The 17,133-nt window shown below is 70.8% G+C and carries 16 protein-coding genes; 13 read left to right on the forward strand and 3 right to left on the reverse strand.

Going from position 1 to position 17,133, the window contains the following annotated elements; translation table 11 throughout:
* Positions 1 to 325: 325 nt before the first annotated feature.
* The 11 genes from ACZ60E_RS42465 to ACZ60E_RS42515 all read left to right on the forward strand — a co-directional run bounded on the left by ACZ60E_RS42465 (position 326) and on the right by ACZ60E_RS42515 (position 13,471).
* A complete protein-coding gene (locus ACZ60E_RS42465; protein WP_384811659.1) occupies positions 326 to 1,993 on the forward strand; it encodes a CTP synthase in 1,668 nt (555 codons plus the stop codon).
* A 117-nt stretch (positions 1,994 to 2,110) separates the two neighbouring features.
* Positions 2,111 to 2,737, forward strand: coding sequence for an NUDIX domain-containing protein (locus ACZ60E_RS42470; protein ID WP_469447607.1), 627 nt, complete (start codon positions 2,111 to 2,113; stop codon positions 2,735 to 2,737).
* A gap of 172 nt (positions 2,738 to 2,909) precedes the next feature.
* Complete coding sequence (locus tag ACZ60E_RS42475) at positions 2,910 to 4,991, forward strand: tetratricopeptide repeat protein (RefSeq protein WP_469447609.1); 2,082 nt, start codon at positions 2,910 to 2,912, stop codon at positions 4,989 to 4,991.
* Between the two features lie 166 nt (positions 4,992 to 5,157).
* A complete protein-coding gene (gene ald, locus ACZ60E_RS42480) occupies positions 5,158 to 6,282 on the forward strand; it encodes an alanine dehydrogenase (RefSeq protein WP_384811651.1) in 1,125 nt (374 codons plus the stop codon).
* Positions 6,283 to 6,728: 446 nt separating this feature from the next.
* Positions 6,729 to 7,856, forward strand: a complete 1,128-nt coding sequence (locus tag ACZ60E_RS42485) for a ParA family protein (protein WP_079053143.1) — start codon at positions 6,729 to 6,731, stop codon at positions 7,854 to 7,856.
* Positions 7,841 to 8,416 (forward strand): hypothetical protein, encoded by a 576-nt coding sequence (locus ACZ60E_RS42490; protein ID WP_469447613.1) that lies wholly within the window; start codon positions 7,841 to 7,843, stop codon positions 8,414 to 8,416. Before ACZ60E_RS42485 ends, ACZ60E_RS42490 begins: the two co-directional genes overlap by 16 nt.
* An 18-nt stretch (positions 8,417 to 8,434) precedes the next feature.
* Entirely contained in the window at positions 8,435 to 9,418 is a 984-nt protein-coding gene (locus ACZ60E_RS42495) for a segregation and condensation protein A (RefSeq protein WP_469447615.1), read from the forward strand.
* Between the two features lie 4 nt (positions 9,419 to 9,422).
* Complete coding sequence (gene scpB, locus ACZ60E_RS42500; RefSeq protein WP_453793698.1) at positions 9,423 to 10,079, forward strand: SMC-Scp complex subunit ScpB; 657 nt, start codon at positions 9,423 to 9,425, stop codon at positions 10,077 to 10,079.
* Positions 10,079 to 11,368 carry a pseudouridine synthase gene (locus ACZ60E_RS42505; protein ID WP_384811640.1) on the forward strand — a complete coding sequence of 430 codons (1,290 nt, stop codon included), beginning with the start codon at positions 10,079 to 10,081 and terminating at the stop codon, positions 11,366 to 11,368. The genes scpB and ACZ60E_RS42505 overlap by 1 nt, the downstream gene beginning before the upstream one ends.
* Before the next feature lie 274 nt (positions 11,369 to 11,642).
* Positions 11,643 to 12,455 (forward strand): NUDIX hydrolase, encoded by an 813-nt coding sequence (locus ACZ60E_RS42510; protein WP_469447618.1) that lies wholly within the window; start codon positions 11,643 to 11,645, stop codon positions 12,453 to 12,455.
* Entirely contained in the window at positions 12,452 to 13,471 is a 1,020-nt protein-coding gene (locus ACZ60E_RS42515; protein ID WP_469447620.1) for an ADP-ribosylglycohydrolase family protein, read from the forward strand. Before ACZ60E_RS42510 ends, ACZ60E_RS42515 begins: the two co-directional genes overlap by 4 nt.
* Before the next feature lie 64 nt (positions 13,472 to 13,535).
* On the opposite strand, the gene ACZ60E_RS42520 is transcribed toward ACZ60E_RS42515, so the two are convergent.
* From ACZ60E_RS42520 to ACZ60E_RS42530, 3 genes are all read right to left on the reverse strand, one after another.
* Entirely contained in the window at positions 13,536 to 14,003 is a 468-nt protein-coding gene (locus ACZ60E_RS42520) for a Rieske (2Fe-2S) protein (protein ID WP_469447622.1), read from the reverse strand.
* Positions 14,000 to 14,584 (reverse strand): DUF6529 family protein, encoded by a 585-nt coding sequence (locus ACZ60E_RS42525; RefSeq protein WP_385835996.1) that lies wholly within the window; start codon positions 14,582 to 14,584, stop codon positions 14,000 to 14,002. The genes ACZ60E_RS42520 and ACZ60E_RS42525 overlap by 4 nt, the downstream gene beginning before the upstream one ends.
* A gap of 127 nt (positions 14,585 to 14,711) precedes the next feature.
* Positions 14,712 to 15,398, reverse strand: coding sequence for a hypothetical protein (locus ACZ60E_RS42530; RefSeq protein ID WP_469447624.1), 687 nt, complete (start codon positions 15,396 to 15,398; stop codon positions 14,712 to 14,714).
* 219 nt (positions 15,399 to 15,617) lie between these two features.
* Here ACZ60E_RS42530 and aroH point away from each other — a divergent pair, with 219 nt between their 5' ends.
* Positions 15,618 to 15,980 carry a chorismate mutase gene (aroH, locus tag ACZ60E_RS42535; protein ID WP_469447627.1) on the forward strand — a complete coding sequence of 121 codons (363 nt, stop codon included), beginning with the start codon at positions 15,618 to 15,620 and terminating at the stop codon, positions 15,978 to 15,980.
* The gene (locus ACZ60E_RS42540) at positions 15,977 to 17,062 is read left to right on the forward strand and encodes a prephenate dehydrogenase (protein WP_469447628.1); all 1,086 of its coding nucleotides are present in this window, start codon (positions 15,977 to 15,979) and stop codon (positions 17,060 to 17,062) included. The genes aroH and ACZ60E_RS42540 overlap by 4 nt, the downstream gene beginning before the upstream one ends.
* Positions 17,063 to 17,133 lie beyond the last annotated feature (71 nt).

Below are 17,133 nucleotides of genomic sequence, written 5' to 3' on the forward strand. Positions count from 1 at the left end.
TACCGGCGGGGTGGTGCCGTTTGCCGGCCTGGCTCGGCAGCAAGTGTCCGAGCAGGATACGACGCACGATGATGTTCCGCGCGCCCCTCCCGACAACCCGCCTGGTCCGAACGAGTGAGCACGAGTATGACGCGTGTCGGCCCGTGCGCGGAGCGTGGCCGGAAGCGACCTCCTCGCGTCGCTGATACCCTGGTAGCCCGTGGACCGGTGGAAGCCCGAGCAGGAAAAGGGACCCCCGAACCGCAGCGACGGCACCGCCGGAAACCTCCGGTCCTGGCAGCCGTACCGCAACCGAAACCGCGACCACGGGAGCCCCCTCTTGGCCATGCCGCCCGCTGCTTTCCGAAGCAGCACAGCCACGACGACCAAGCACATCTTCGTCACCGGGGGTGTCGCCTCCTCCCTCGGCAAGGGCCTGACCGCCTCCAGCCTGGGCGCGCTGCTCAAGGCTCGGGGTCTGCGGGTCACCATGCAGAAGCTCGACCCGTATCTGAACGTCGACCCCGGCACGATGAACCCGTTCCAGCACGGTGAGGTGTTCGTCACCAACGACGGGGCCGAGACGGACCTCGACATCGGGCACTACGAGCGTTTCCTCGACGTCGACCTGGACGGCTCCGCCAACGTCACGACCGGGCAGGTGTACTCCACGGTCATCGCCAAGGAACGGCGCGGCGAGTACCTGGGCGACACCGTGCAGGTCATTCCGCACATCACGAACGAGATCAAGCACCGCATCCGCCGGATGGCCACCGACGACGTCGACGTCGTCATCACGGAGGTCGGCGGCACGGTCGGCGACATCGAGTCGCTGCCCTTCCTGGAGACGGTCCGTCAGGTCCGTCACGAGGTCGGCCGTGACAACGTGTTCGTGGTGCACATCTCGCTCCTCCCGTACATCGGCCCCTCCGGGGAGCTGAAGACGAAGCCGACCCAGCACTCGGTTGCGGCCCTGCGCAACATCGGTATCCAGCCGGACGCGATCGTCCTGCGGGCCGACCGCGAGGTGCCCACCGCGATCAAGCGCAAGATCTCGCTGATGTGCGACGTCGACGAGGCGGCCGTGGTCGCCTGTCCCGACGCCCGCTCGATCTACGACATCCCGAAGGTCCTGCACACCGAGGGCCTGGACGCGTACGTCGTGCGCAAGCTGGACCTGCCCTTCCGCGACGTGGACTGGTCGACCTGGGGCGACCTGCTCGACCGCGTCCACAACCCGCTGCACGAGATCCACATGGCGCTCGTCGGCAAGTACATCGACCTGCCCGACGCCTACCTCTCGGTCACCGAGGCACTGCGCGCGGGCGGCTTCGCCAACAAGGCCCGCGTGAAGATCAAGTGGGTCGCCTCGGACGACTGCAAGACCCCGGCGGGCGCCGCCAAGCAGCTCGGTGACGTCGACGCGATCTGCATCCCCGGCGGCTTCGGCGACCGCGGTGTGGCCGGCAAGGTCGGCGCGATCCAGTACGCCCGCGAGAACAAGATCCCGCTGCTGGGCCTGTGCCTGGGCCTGCAGTGCATCGTGATCGAGGCCGCGCGCAACCTCGCCGGCATCGCGGACGCCAACTCCACCGAGTTCGACTCCGCCACCGGCCACCCGGTCATCTCGACCATGGCCGAGCAGCTGGACATCGTCGCGGGCGACGGCGACATGGGCGGCACGATGCGCCTGGGCATGTACCCCGCCAAGCTCGCCGAGGGCTCCCTCGTGCGCGAGGTCTACGACGGCAAGGAGTACGTCGAGGAGCGCCACCGTCACCGCTACGAGGTGAACAACTCCTACCGCGCCGAGCTGGAGAAGAAGGCCGGTCTGCAGTTCTCCGGCACCTCCCCGGACGGCAAGCTGGTGGAGTTCCTGGAGTACCCGCGCGAGATCCACCCCTACCTGGTCGCGACCCAGGCTCACCCCGAGCTGCGTTCGCGTCCGACCCGGCCGCACCCGCTGTTCGCGGGCCTGGTCAAGGCCGCGGTGGAGCGCAAGACGGCCAAGTAGGCCGAGGGTTGTACGGTTGCCGGGGTACGCGTCTTTTGGGGCGCGTGCCCCGGTTTTCGCCGTGTGTACATCTCTGGTGCGGCACAGGATTTCGTGCGTGTGGGAGGGCAAGTCGACATGACCATCAAGGACACCGCCGAGGAGTGGGAGGTCAGGGCGACCGAGACCCCGTTCACGGGCAAGAAGACCTCCGTGCGTACCGACGACGTGGTCATGCCCGACGGATCGGTCGCCCGGCGCGACTACCAGGTCCACCCCGGTTCGGTGGCCGTCCTGGCCCTCGACGACCAGGGCCGCGCGCTGGTCATCCGCCAGTACCGGCACCCCGTGCGTCACAAGCTCTGGGAGATCCCGGCCGGTCTGCTCGACGTCCCGGGCGAGAACCCCCTGCACGCCGCGCAGCGCGAGCTGTACGAGGAGGCGCACGTCAAGGCCGGGGACTGGCGGGTGCTCACCGACGTGTACACCACGCCCGGCGGCTGCGACGAGGCCGTCCGGATCTTCCTGGCCCGTGATCTCTCCGAGGCCGAGGGCCAGCGCTTCGAGGTCGAGGACGAGGAGGCCGACATGGAGCTCTCCCGGGTCCCGGTCGACGAGCTGGTCCGCGGGGTCCTCGCCGGTGAGCTGCACAACAACTGTCTCGTCGTGGGTGTCCTCGCGTTGACCGCCGCCCGGGCCGGTGAGGGTCTGGACGCGTTGCGCCCCGCCGAGGCCCCGTGGCCCGCACGCCCGTTCGAGGCATGATCCACTTCGGTACACGCAATCGGCCCACCGATGTGACGATCGCCTGATCCGATCGGGGGATCCGCCCGCCGCGCTCCGCACGGATCGTCGCAGAGCGTGAACTAGGCTCTCAAAAACGCCCCGTCCGGAGTCCCGGCGGGCTTGCGCGCGCAGTGGGACGGGAGTGTGGCCCGTGACGGATCAGGCGGTGGATGCCGGCGGCACGACGGTGTCGGAGAAGGGGCGGCGCCCGGCTGCCGTGTCCGCCCTCACGGGGAGTCAGTTCCTCGGCCGTACAAGAGAGTTGAAGGAACTCCGGGCGGACATCGACCGCGCGGGGCTCGACACCCTCGCCGGCCGCAAGGCGCCCCGCGCGCGCGTGCTGCTCATCGCCGGCAGACCCGGATCCGGCCGCACCGCGCTCGCCGAGGAGCTCGTACGCAAGGTCGCGGACAGTTACCCGGACGGTGTCCTGCGGGCCCGGCTCACCGAGCCCGACGGCACCCCCGTACCGACCGAACGAACCGCCCGCGACCTGCTCACCGCGCTCGAACTGTCCGCCCCGGCCGGAGCGGACGAGGACGACCTCTCCGAGCGGCTGCGCGAGGCGCTCGCCACCCGCAGGACCGTGCTCCTGCTCGACGACGCGGCCGACGCGCAGCAGGTGGACTCGCTCCTTCCGGAGACCCCCGACTGTCTCGTCGTCGCCGTCTCCGGCGGGCCCCTGACCGGGATCACGGACGTCCGCCCCTGCACCCTCGGCGGCATGGACACCAAGTCCGCCCTCGAACTCCTGGACCGGTTCACCGGCTCCGTACGCATCACCGTGGACCCGCGCGCCGCCGAAGGACTCGTGGAGATCTGCGCGGCCCAGCCCGCCGCGCTCGTCCTCGCCGGGGCCTGGCTCGCCCACCGGCCCAAGTCGGCCGTCGCCGATCTCGCCAAGCAGTTGCACACCGACGGTGACGACGGCCCGGTCCTCGAACGGATCTTCCGGCTCACCTACGCGGCCCTGCCGTCGGCCGCCGCGCGGATACTGCGCCTCCTCTCGCTCGCCCCCGCCGGTCTCGTCGACCCGCACACCGCGTCCGCGCTCGCCGGCTGCTCGGTCGGCGCCGCCCGCACCACGCTCGACGACTTCACCGAACTCGGTCTCGTGCGGGCGGTGGAGTCGCCGCTGCCGCAGTACGAGGTGCCCGGCTGCCTGCTGCCGCTGCTGCGCTCGCTCACCGAGACCGAGGACCGCGTCGCCGAGCTGCAGCTGGCCCGCGCCCGCATGCTGGAGCGGACCGTACGGCTGCTGGTGTCCTGCCGGGCGATCACCGAGACCGACAGCTCGCCCGCCCGCGAGAAACTCGCCGGGATGCCCCGCGCGCTGCGCTTCCCCAACCCCCGCGCGGCCGCCGACTGGCTGAGCATCCGCCGGCCCGCGCTGCTGGCCGCCGCCCGCCTCGCGGTCTCCGACGGCGAGCTGGACACCCTCGCCCGCCGGCTGATGGCCGCCCTGGTCAGAGCCCTGGTCGCCCATGTCGGCACGCAGGCCGCGGCGCCCGAGCTGTACGGCATCCACCGGCTCGTCCTGGACGTCGCCGAACGCCGTGACCTGCCCCGCGAGAAGGCCGCGGCGCTGCTCAACCTCGCCGACCTCGACGCCCAGACCGGCCGTACGACGGACGCGCTGGCCCGCTACCGGGCCGCTCTGGACGCCGGACGCGAGGCGAACGACCCCTACGCGACCGGCCGCGCGATGGAATCCGTAGGCGGCGCCCACCAGGAACTCGGCGACTACGACCGGGCCGCCGACTGGTACGGACGCGCCCTCGCCCAGCGGCTCGCCCGCGACGAACGCGCCGACGCGGCCAGACTGCACGGCCGGATCGCCACCGTGCACACCTACGCGGGCCGCTACGGCGAGGCGCTGCGCAACTGGCGCTCCGCGGTCACCGGACACCGCAGGACCGGCGATGTGGCGGGCCAGGCAAGGGCGTTGAGCGAGATGGCCCGGGTCCAGGAGTACGCGGGCCGGCCCGAGGAATCCCTCGTCACCTGCCAGGAGGCGGTCGAGTGGGCGCGCCGCGCCGACGACGTCCGGCTGCAGGCCGCGCTGCAGCTGCGGCTGGCCGACACGCTCGACCGGCTGGGCGACCCCACGGCCGCCCGGCTGCACCGCACCACCGCCGAACGAATGCTCGGCGATGAGCTCCCGGAGAGCGCATCAACGAGGGAACACGACCGCAACGCCTGCGAAATCCGTAGCGCAGCCGAAGAAGATTGATGCATTGAAAGGCTAGACAGAGAGAATCCCTTCATTAGACTGGCTCCGCCGCGTCAATTCGTGGTGTTCCCCGGTGTGCTCCCGTGCATCCGGGTATGTCAGGCATCGTCATGTCTTGCGCTGCCTGGCCCAGATCCCTGCTGCATCCCTTCTGAGCCAAGGAACCGTGATCGACGTGAAGGTCGGCATCCCCCGCGAGGTCAAGAACAACGAGTTCCGGGTGGCCATCACCCCCGCCGGTGTGCACGAGCTGGTGCGCCACGGCCACCAGGTCCTGATCGAGCAGCACGCCGGTGTCGGCTCCTCGATCACGGACGACGAGTTCGTCGCCGCCGGCGCGCGGATCGTCGCCACCGCCGACGAGGTCTGGACCGCCGCCGACCTGCTGCTGAAGGTCAAGGAGCCCATCGCCGAGGAGTACCACCGCCTCCGCAAGGACCAGACGCTCTTCACCTACCTGCACCTGGCCGCGTCCAAGGAGTGCACGGACGCGCTCCTGGAGTCCGGCACCACGGCGATCGCATACGAAACGGTCGAGCTGCCCAGTCGCGCGCTCCCGCTGCTCGCCCCGATGTCCGAGGTCGCCGGCCGCCTCGCCCCGCAGGTCGGCGCCTACCACCTGATGCGCGCCAACGGTGGCCGCGGCGTCCTGCCCGGCGGTGTCCCGGGCGTGCTGGCCGCCCGCGCCGTGGTCATCGGCGGCGGGGTCTCCGGCTGGAACGCGGCGCAGATCGCCATCGGCATGGGCTTCCACGTGACCCTGCTCGACCGCGACATCAACAAGCTCAAGGAAGCCGACAAGATCTTCGGTACGAAGATCCAGACGGTCGTCTCGAACGCCTTCGAGCTGGAGAAGGCCTGCCTCGAGGCGGACCTCGTCATCGGTGCCGTGCTCATCCCCGGCGCGAAGGCCCCGAAGCTGGTCACCAACGAGCTCGTGTCCCGGATGAAGCCCGGAAGTGTCCTTGTCGACATCGCCATCGACCAGGGCGGCTGCTTCGAGGACTCGCGTCCGACCACCCACGCCGAGCCGACCTTCCCGATCCACGACTCGGTCTTCTACTGCGTCGCCAACATGCCGGGCGCGGTGCCCAACACCTCGACGTACGCGCTCACCAATGCGACGCTTCCGTACATCGTGGAGCTCGCGAACCGCGGCTGGGTCGAGGCGCTGCGCCGTGACCCCGCGCTGGCCCGGGGTCTCAACACGCATGACGGCAAGGTCGTTTACCGTGAGGTCGCCGAGGCCCACGGCCTGGAGCACGCCGAGCTGGAGAGCCTGCTCGGCTGACCTTCGGCCTGTCTCCGCGGGTGACCTTCCGGGTGGTTTCGTCCCGGTTCCGCGTCGACTTCTCCGCCGGCAAAAGGCGATTCGTCAACAGAGGTCGTCAACCTCGCACGTACGGCCGGACCTTGTCCCACAGGGCCCGGCCGGATGTGTGTCGAGTCACTTTGCGAGACTCGCTCAACTCGCCTCGAACGTAACCCTTGAACCGTTTCGCACACCCCTGGAACCTGCCGTGCGACGCCCTTACGCCCTTGACAGAGGGATGTTCCGTTGCCGACACATCGGGCCGGGTCCGGCGGATTGTGTTGCTGCGAAGCGGTGACACGCCATAGAGTCGCCAACCGTCGGCATGGTGCCACGCTGACCTATCGAGAAGTTTCCTGGTCACCAAGGAGGTAAGACGACTTGTGAATGAGTCGACATTTACTCCCGGGGGTGGTCAACCAGGAATGCCTGCGCAGGGCTCAAGGCCAACGGGGCTCGAAGCTGTCGGCTCCGTTGCGGTGCGCACGTTCGCAGCCCACCAGAGTCCGAAGATGACTCAGACAGCACACCAGAGCATGGATGGCCATCACGTGAACGCCATGGCCGGCAACGGAAGTGGCGAGAACCGCACCCACTTCGCCGACTACGACGACCTGCCCGAGGGGCATTTCTACGACCCCGACGCCGAGTACGAGCCCGATCCGGAGTACGCGGCCACGCTCGCGCCCGACGCGGCGCGCCAGCGGCGCGAGCGCATCGGCCCGACCGGGCGCCCGCTGCCGTACTTCCCGATCCCGGGCCCGCTGACCGACCACGGCCCCGCGAAGATCATCGCGATGTGCAACCAGAAGGGCGGCGTGGGCAAGACGACGTCGACCATCAACCTGGGTGCCGCCCTCGCGGAGTACGGACGCCGGGTCCTGCTCGTCGACTTCGACCCGCAGGGCGCACTGTCCGTGGGCCTCGGAGTCAACCCGATGGAGCTCGACCTCACGGTCTACAACCTGCTCATGGAGCGGGGCATGGCGGCCGACGAGGTGCTCCTGAAGACCGCGGTTCCGAACATGGACCTGCTGCCCAGCAACATCGACCTGTCCGCCGCCGAGGTTCAGCTGGTGAGCGAGGTCGCCCGCGAGTCCACGCTGCAGCGCGCCCTGAAGCCGCTGATGGCCGACTACGACTACATCGTGATCGACTGTCAGCCCTCGCTGGGCCTGCTCACCGTGAACGCGCTGACGGCCGCTCACAAGGTGATAGTGCCACTGGAGTGCGAGTTCTTCGCGTTGCGCGGGGTCGCGCTGCTCACCGAGACCATCGAGAAGGTCCAGGAGCGGCTCAACCCCGAGCTGGAGCTCGACGGCATCCTCGCCACGATGTACGACTCGCGGACCGTGCACAGCCGTGAGGTGCTCGCGCGCGTGGTCGAGGCGTTCGACGATCACGTCTACCACACGGTGATCGGCCGGACCGTGCGCTTCCCGGAGACCACGGTCGCCGGTGAGCCGATCACGACGTACGCCTCCAACTCCGTCGGTGCCGCCGCCTACCGTCAGCTCGCCAGGGAGGTGCTCGCCCGGTGTCACGCCGAGTGAGTCTGCCGGGGGCCGACGAACTGTTCCGTACGACCGGGGGGATGGCTCTTCAGTCCTCCAGCCCGCGGCGTCCGGCCAACGGCGAGGCGCGGGTGCCCGCTCCGGCGGGCGAGAGCGACGCCGCGGCCGGTGAGGACGGACCGCAGTCGGTGCCCGTGCGGGGTGGTGACGGCGAGGGCGACGAACATGTCGCGGCCGACGCCGACTCCGCCGACGGGGAGTCCCGGAGCCGGGTCGCCGCCACGGCGGACCGTTCCGGGCGGCGTCCGCCGCCGCAGGAAGGTGCTGCCGGGGTCCAGCCCCAGGGCCAGACCCGCAAGCGCGGGCGGGGCTCCGGGCGGCGGCCCAGCGGGCGCGAGCGGCACGACGAGAAGATCACGGTGTACGTGTCCGCCGAGGAACTCATGGACCTCGAACACGCCCGCCTGGTGCTCCGCGGGGAGCACGGGCTCGCGGTCGACCGCGGCCGGATCGTGCGGGAGGCCGTCGCGGTGGTCCTCGCGGATCTCGAATCGCGTGGCGACGCGAGCATTCTCGTACGACGGTTGCGTGGGCGGTAGCGGTAGCCTGCGACGGCTATGACCTCGAACGACGGCCGTGCGTCGACCTCAGCATCCGCCTCCGGCGGGGGTGGGCGGCGGCGTGCGTTGGGGCGCGGGCCCGGGAGTAGGCCCCCTGCTGAGCCGCCCGCGGCGGAGAGCCCGGCTGCGGTCGAGCCCGAAGGCGATCCCGAAGAGTCCGCGGACGACGGGGTCTTCAAGGTTCGGCTGGTCAACTTCGAAGGGCCCTTCGACCTGCTGCTTCAGTTGATCTCCAAGCACAAGATGGATGTCACCGAAGTCGCGTTGTCCAAGGTCACCGATGAGTTCATGGCGCACATCCGGGCGATGGGGCCGGACTGGGACCTCGATCAGACCACCGAGTTCCTGGTCGTCGCGGCGACCCTGCTCGATCTGAAGGCCGCCCGGCTGCTGCCCTCCGCCGAGGTCGAGGACGAGGGCGACCTTGCGCTCCTCGAAGCCCGCGACCTGCTCTTCGCCCGGCTGCTGCAGTACCGCGCGTACAAACAGATCGCCGACATCTTCAACCGCCGCCTCGACGAGGAGGCGCGCCGCTACCCCCGTACCGTCGGGCTTGAGGCGCACCACGCCGAGCTGCTGCCCGAGGTGGTCATCAGCATCGGGGCGGAAGGATTCGCCCAGCTCGCCGTGAAGGCGATGCAGCCCCGGGCCAGGCCCCAGGTGTACGTCGACCACATCCACGCGCCGCTCGTGAGCGTGCAGGAGCAGGCCGCGATCGTGGTGGCACGGCTGCGGGAGCTCGGCGAGGCCAGTTTCCGCTCGCTCGTCGAGGACGTCGACGACACCCTCACCGTCGTGGCGCGTTTCCTGGCCCTTCTGGAGCTCTACCGGGAGAAGGCGGTCTCCCTGGACCAGGAGGAGGCTCTGGGGGACCTGGTGGTGCGCTGGACGGGCGGGGAGGGGGATGCGCAGCCGACGGTGACGGACGAGTTCGACCGGCCGCCGGATCCTGTCCCGGATCCGGTCGAGGAGAAGGTGTGAAGGTGTGAGCGAGGACACCACCGGAGCCCCCGAGGGGGCCCGCAGCGTCGCGGATCTCGACCTCCGGCCCGCGCTGGAGGCCGTCCTCATGGTCGTGGACGAACCCGCCACCGAGGAGCACCTCGCGAAGATCCTGGAGCGGCCCAGGCGGCAGATCGCGGACGCGCTGCGTGCGCTGGCCGACGAGTACAGCCTCCAAAGACGCGGCTTCGAGCTGCGGATCGTCGCCGGCGGCTGGCGGTTCTACAGCCGCCCGCAGTACGCGGCGGCCGTCGAGCGCTTCGTCCTGGACGGGCAGCACGCCCGGCTCACCCAGGCGGCGCTGGAGACCCTCGCCGTGGTCGCGTACCGGCAGCCGGTCAGCCGATCGAGGGTCTCGGCGGTCCGCGGAGTGAACTGTGACGGCGTGATGCGCACCCTCCTTCAGAGGGGTCTGGTCCAGGAGGCGGGCGCGGAACCCGAAACAGGTGCGATCCTGTACAGGACGACGAACTACTTCCTGGAGCGAATGGGCCTGCGCGGCCTGTACGAGCTCCCGGAGCTCGCGCCCTTCCTTCCGGAGGCGGACGCGATCGAAGCAGAGACGCTGGAAGGGGTCCCGTCGTTCGATCCGGATGCGCCGGACGCAGATGCAGACGACACGACGACGACGGAACTTTGATGCGAAGCAGTGGCAGTGGCAGCGGCAGGAACAGCGGCGGGCGCGGCAACCCCCGCGGGACCGGCGGGAGCGGTGGGAGCGGTGGCTCTCGTGGCTCCGGCGGTGGGGGCGGCAACCCCCGCGGGTCCGGCGGCGGTGGCGGTGGCTCTCGTGGCTCCGGTGGCGGTGGACCCCGCGGCTCCGGCGGCGGCGGTCCCCGTGGCGCCGGCAGCGGTGGCCCCCGTACCTCCGGCAGCGGATTCGGCTCCCGGGGGCCCGCGGGCAGCGGCTCCCAGCAGAACGGCGCGGGAGGCTCCGACGACAGGCCGAAGCGCCCCAGCAAGCCCCGTCCCGAGGAGCGCCGCTACGACGTAGGCCCCGGCGCCACCCACGAGGGTGCGAAGTCCGGGCGCGGCAGCTCCGCGCGCGGCGGTGCCAAGGGCGGCCCCAAGCAGGGCCAGCAGCGCGGCGGCCGTACGGAGAACGCGCGCTCCCGTGAGTTGGAGACGCGTACCGAGGAGCGCAACAGGGACCGGTACGCGGGCAAGCCCGACGTCAAGACGGTCAAGACCTTCCCGGGCGCCGAGCAGGAGGGCGAGCGCCTGCAGAAGGTGCTCGCGCGCGCGGGCTACGGTTCGCGCCGTTCCTGCGAGGAGCTGGTCGAGCAGGCCCGCGTCGAGGTCAACGGCGAGATCGTCCTTGAGCAGGGCATGCGCGTCGACCCTGAGAACGACGAGATCAAGGTCGACGGGCTGACCGTCGCCACGCAGTCGTACCAGTTCTTCGTGCTCAACAAGCCCGCGGGCGTCGTGTCCACCATGGAGGACAACGAGGGCCGTCAGTGCCTCGGCGACTACGTGACGAACCGCGAGACGCGGCTCTTCCACGTGGGACGGCTCGACACCGAGACCGAGGGCCTCATCCTGCTCACCAATCACGGTGAGCTTGCGCACCGCCTGACGCACCCCAAGTACGGCGTGAAGAAGGTCTACCTCGCGCACATCGTGGGCCCGATCCCGCGCGACCTGGGCAAGCAGCTCAAGGACGGCATCCAGCTGGAGGACGGTTACGCGAAGGCGGACCACTTCAGGGTCGTCGAGCAGACCGGCAAGAACTACATGGTCGAGGTGACCCTGCACGAGGGGCGCAAGCACATCGTGCGGCGCATGCTCGCCGAGGCCGGGTTCCCGGTCGACAAGCTCGTGCGCGTGTCCTTCGGACCGATCGCCCTCGGCGACCAGAAGTCGGGCTGGCTGCGACGCCTGTCCAACACCGAGGTCGGCATGCTGATGCAGGAAGTCGGCCTCTAGGGCCTCCGCCTTTCTCGGCTCTTCTCCGCCTCACTCAGCTTTTCGCTGCTCTCGTAGTACGGCATCGGCCGGTTCCGGGTTCTCCCGGAGCCGGCCGCTCCGCGTTCGGGGGCTTGTGGGGATGCCGTCCGCGATTTATAGTCGTGCTGACCATTAAGGAAACGCCCGTGCCGGGCGCGACCGGAGGAGCAGGGCCCACGGGGGTGGTCCCGGTCCGTCGGCCGTCGCCCGGCACGGTGCACCGACGGCCGCCGAGGCCACACGAGGAGGGGGCATGGAGGGCTACGACAAGCACGCCTTCGAGCCCTTCGCCGTCACCGTCGATCTCGCGGTGTTCACGGTCCGGGCGGGCGCGCTCCAGGTACTGCTGATCGAGCGCGGACAGGAGCCGTACGCGGGATGCCGCGCGCTGCCCGGGGGATTCGTGCTGCCGAAGGAGTCCGCGGGGACGGCCGCCCGGCGTGAACTCGCCGAGGAGACCGGTCTGACGGACGTCTCCGGGCTGCACCTGGAGCAACTGCGCACGTACAGCGAGCCGGACCGCGACCCCCGGATGCGGGTGGTCTCGGTGGCGTATGCCGCGCTGCTGCCGGACGCTCCCGAGCCGCGCGGCGGCGGCGACGCGGCCAGCGCGCACTGGCTGCCGTACGACGGACTCGGGCCGCTCGCCTTCGACCACGACCGGATCCTCGCCGACGCCCGGGAACGCATCGGCGCGAAGCTGGAGTACACCTGCCTCGCCACCGCGTTCTGCCCGCCGGAGTTCACCCTGGGGGAACTGCAGCAGGTCTACGAGACGGTGTGGGGGGCCGCGCTCGACCGGCCGAACTTCCGGCGCAAGGTCCTCGCCACACCCGGGTTCGTCGAACCGGTGCCGGGGGCGGCGCGGCTGACCGGGGGGCGGGGGAAGCCTGCCGCGCTGTATCGGGCGGGGGGTGCGACGGCGTTGCATCCGCCGCTGTTGCGGGCGGCGGCGGCCGGGTCGTCCCCGTCGGCCTCATCGTCCTCGCCGTCCACTTCTGTCTCGCCTTCGCCTTCGGCTTCGTCCTCGGCTTCGTCTTCGTCTTCGAAAGGATCGTCCTCATGACCACGACCGTCAGGAAGCAGGCCGCCACCGGGGCGTTGGTGGGGCTCGCCCTCGGGGACGCGCTCGGCTACCCGACCGAGTTCAAGGACGTGCCGTCGATCCTTGCCGCGTACGGGCCCTGGCGGGAGCTGGAGCTGCCGGATCCCGCGTGGATCACCGACGACACGCAGATGACGCTGGCGGTGGCGCGGGGGCTGCGCGCCGCGATGGACAGAGGGCTGCTCGGGCCGCGGGAACTCGCCGAGTCGGTGCGCAAGGAGTTCATCGCCTGGAACCGGTCACCTGAGAACAACCGCGCACCGGGCAACACCTGCATCACGGCCTGCGAGTTGCTGGAGCGCGAGGGGCAGCCCTGGCAGGACGCCAGCCAGGTGGGTTCGAAGGGCTGCGGTGCCAACATGCGCGTAGCACCCCTCGGTCTCGCCCCGGGGCTCAGTGACGAACAGCGCGCCGGCGCCGCCCAGTTGCAGGCCGCCCTCACACACGGCCACCCGACGGCGCTGGCCGCCGCCGACCTCACCGCGCACGCGATACGGCTCCTCGCGCAGGGTGCCGAACCGACCGGCCTGGTCGGACAGCTCCGGTCGTACGCGTACGAGAACCGGACGCGCTATCACGAGCGCTGGCTCGGTGATCTGTGGACCCGCGCCCAGGACCCGACGCCCACGCACTTCATCGCGCGGGGCTGGGACGAGTGCCTGGAGGCTCTGGAGCGGCTTCGGCAGGCCCTGCGGTCGCCGTCGCCCGAGACGGACCCGTGCCTGGCCACCGGCGCCGGGTGGGTCGCCGAGGAGGCCCTCGCGACCGGTCTGCTGAGTTTCCTGCTCTTCGTGGACGAGCCGGTGACGGCCCTGCGCCGGGCCGCCTGCACCTCGGGGGACTCGGACTCGATCGCGTGTCTCGCCGGTGCCTTCGCGGGGGCGTACCTCGGTGCCGACGCCTGGCCCACGGAGTGGGCCGACAGGATCGAGCACCAGGGTGACCTGGTGGCACTGGGCGCGCTCTGGGACGCCTGAGCTGCCTCTCTCCGGCCCCCTCTTTCGCCCCTGCGGTTCACGCGGTTCACGCGGTTCACGCGGATCAGGCGAGGCCGATCGAGTCTCCCTCGACCGTGATCTGCCTTGCGGGAAGCGGTTTCGGTGCCGGGCCGCCGGCCACCGAGCCGTCGGCGATTTTGAACTTGCTGCCGTGGCACGTGCAGTTGATCGTGCCGTCCGAGACGTTGGCGACGATGCAGCCCTGGTGGGTGCAGACCGCCGAGAAGGCCTTGAAGCCGCCCTTCTCCGACTGGGTGACGACGACCTTCTCGTCCTTGAAGATCTTCCCGCCGCCGACCGGGATGTCGGCGGTCTTGGTGAGTTCCTTGCCGCCACCGCCACCGCCGGGTGCCTCACCGCCGGCGGTGCCCGAGGGGGCCGCGGACGACGCTTCCTCCGTGTCACCCCCGCTGTTCTCGTCCCCGTACTTGCTGCAGCCCAGGAGCAGCGCGCTCGCCGCGCCCGCCGCGCCTGTCGCGAGCACCGTGCGCCGCGTCGAGGGATGGGTCATGTCGTCACTCCGAAGGTGCGGAAGAACCAGAGGGCGGAGGTCAGCCAGATCACCGTGAGCACGGAGAAGACGAGCCCGCCGACGATCGGCAGCAGCCAGCCGGGCAGTCGCTCCGCGCGGAGCAGCAGCATCTTGGCGCTGAAGGCACCGAAGAAGAAGCACCCCAGGAGCGAGTGCCACAGGACGCGCGGCTCATAGGTCTGGTAGCCCAGCGCGTACAGACAGTGCACCGCCACCGGTACCGCGACCAGGAACGCGATCCGGCCCGACCAGCGGTGCAGTACGCCTGACCAGCTCGGGCCCGGCAGTCGCCCGTACAGCATGAGTGCCGAGACGAGCTGGACGACCGCGAAGCCCACCGCGACCGTGGCCAGCCAGGACTTCACCGCGCTCGTGCTGCTGAAGCCCGCGAGGTTGAAGGCGGTGCCCTCCGGGTCGTGCACGTTCCCGTAGACGCCGAGGCCGACCGCGACCGCGCTCGCGACCAGGGCGGGTACGAGGTAGCGGGCGGCTCCCGGGCCCCGGCGGGCCGGGTCGGGTGCGGGGAAACCCTGGGTTGCGGCGTTCGGGTCCACTGTCATGTTCGGCTCCCAGCGGTCACGCGATCTCGCGGTCATGGGGCGGAGCGGAGGTGGCACGAAGAGCGAAGGGCGGAACGGCGGGCGAAGAGCGAAGGGCGGAGCCCGGGGATCAAGGGGCTCTACGGGATCAAGGGGTTACGGGGCGGGCGGTGAGCTGCTCCCCGTCGACCGTCACCGTGCCGGTCGCCGGGTCGATACGGGGCGCGGGGCTCGCCTTGCCGTCCCGCTTGAGGATGCCGACCTGGCTGTCGTCCTGCAGCACGATCCAGCCGCCGTCGATCTTGGTGTCGGACACGGTGTCGGTGGCGCGGTACAGCGCGTTGGGCTTCAGGGACTTGGCGGCCGTGAAGCCGTACTTCCGCTGTCCCATGTCGACCGTGCCGGTGATCCGCTTCCCCGCCAGCTTGCCGGTGAGGACCTGGGTCCTGTCCTGCTTGTTCGTGAGCCGCATGCTGCCGTCGGCCTCGACGTCACCCTTCAGCCACGACTCCTGGTCCCGGCCGTCGCAGAAGTACGCCACCGCCTTGCCGTCGCGCAGGGTCACCGCGACCGCGGAGGAGTCGTCGTCGGTGCGGCCCGCGTAGTCGGCGTTCGGCACGGTGGTTTTGGGCTTGGACGGGCTGGGCGACGGCGACCGCTTGCCCGGCGTGACCGTGGCCGTCGCCGCGGGCGCAGGGCTCGCCGACACGGCGTCGGCGGGCGCGTCGCTCCCGGTCGTCGTGCTGCGCGTCCCTGTCGTCGCGTTGAGCGACAGCATGAACAGGGCGAGCAGCAGTCCCGCGAGGAGCGTGAAAAGTGGTCCGGAACGCTTCATCGTGCCTCCCCCGAGGCGTGGCGCGGACAGCCTCACCATGCAAGCGGACGGTGGCTCCCGCGTCCAGAGGCGCACAGGAGCCACTTGGCGGAGATTGGGAGAGCGAGAAGCGAAAAAGGGGCGGCCGTCTCGGCAGACGGGCGCCGCGCATCGAGCCGCCGAGGGCTGACTAGGCTGGATGCGGTAGAGCCGATCCGTACATGAACGAGGAGTGTCACCGTGGCGGTACGAGCGGTCCGGGGCGCCGTCCAGCTGGAGCGGGACGAAGCCGGTCACATGGATGAGCAGGTCAGCGAGCTGCTCACCGCCATCCTGGAGCGGAACGCGCTGACCGCCGACGAGCTGATCAGCATCTGGTTCACGGCGACCCCCGATCTGCACAGCGACTTCCCGGCGGCTGCGGCGCGCAAGCTCGGCATCGTCGACGTGCCGCTGATCTGCGCGCAGGAGCTGGACATCGAAGGGGCGATGCCCCGGGTCGTACGGGTCCTCGCGCACATCGAGTCCGACCTGCCGCGTGCCGAGATCGCGCACGTCTACCTGGGCTCCGCGGGCGCCCTGCGCAAGGACATCGCCCAGTGAGAACCGCACTCGTCATCGGCACCGGGCTCATCGGGACGTCGGCCGCGCTGGCCCTGACCGGGCGGGGCGTCGTCGTGCACCTCGCCGACCACGACCCGGGGCAGGCCCGTACCGCGGCGGCGCTCGGCGCCGGCACGGACGAGGAGCCCGCGGGGCCCGTCGACCTCGCGATCGTCGCTGCGCCGCCCGCGCACGTCGCCGGGGCGCTCGCCGACGCGATGCGGGGCGGGGTCGCGCGCGCCTACCTCGACGTGGCCAGCGTCAAGGGCGGGCCGCGCCGCGAACTGGAGGCGCTGGGCCTCGACCTGTCCGCGTACATCGGGTCGCACCCCATGTCGGGCCGTGAGAAGTCGGGCCCCCTCGCCGCCACGGCCGACCTCTTCGAGGGGCGGCCCTGGGTGCTGACGCCGACCCGGGACACCGACACCGAGGTGCTCAACCTCGCGCTGGAACTCGTCTCGTTCTGCCGGGCCGTACCCGTGGTGATGGACGCCGACGCCCACGACCGTGCGGTCGCGCTCGTCTCGCACATGCCCCACCTGGTGTCCAGCATGGTCGCCGCGCGGCTGGAGAACGCCGAGGAGGCCGCCGTACGCCTCTGTGGGCAGGGCATCCGTGACGTGACGCGGATCGCCGCGTCCGACCCGCGGATGTGGATCGACATCCTCTCCGCGAATCCCGGCCCGGTCGCCGACCTCCTCGCGGACGTCTCCGCCGACCTGGACGAGACCGTGCAGGCCCTGCGCGCCCTCCAGTCCTCCGACGAGGCCAAGCGCCGCGCCGGCACCGACGGCATCCAGGACGTGCTGCGCCGCGGCAACGCCGGCCAGATCCGCGTCCCCGGCAAGCACGGCACGGCTCCCGCCACGTACGAGAGCGTCGTCGTCCTCATCGACGACCAGCCGGGCCAGCTGGCCCGCATCTTCGCCGACGCGGGCCGCGCGGGCGTCAACATCGAGGATGTACGTATCGAGCACGCGACCGGTCAGCAGGTGGGGCTGATCGAGTTGTCGGTGCAGCCGTCGGCGGCGGGGGTGTTGACCGCGGCGCTGCGGGAGCGGGGTTGGGCTGTCCGGCAGTAGGGGGGGCGGCCGTAGGGGCGCGGCACGGGTGGCTGGTGCGTGGTTCGGCCGTAGATGTGGGCCGACCGGGC

This window comes from Streptomyces sp. NPDC102514 (assembly GCF_055584525.1).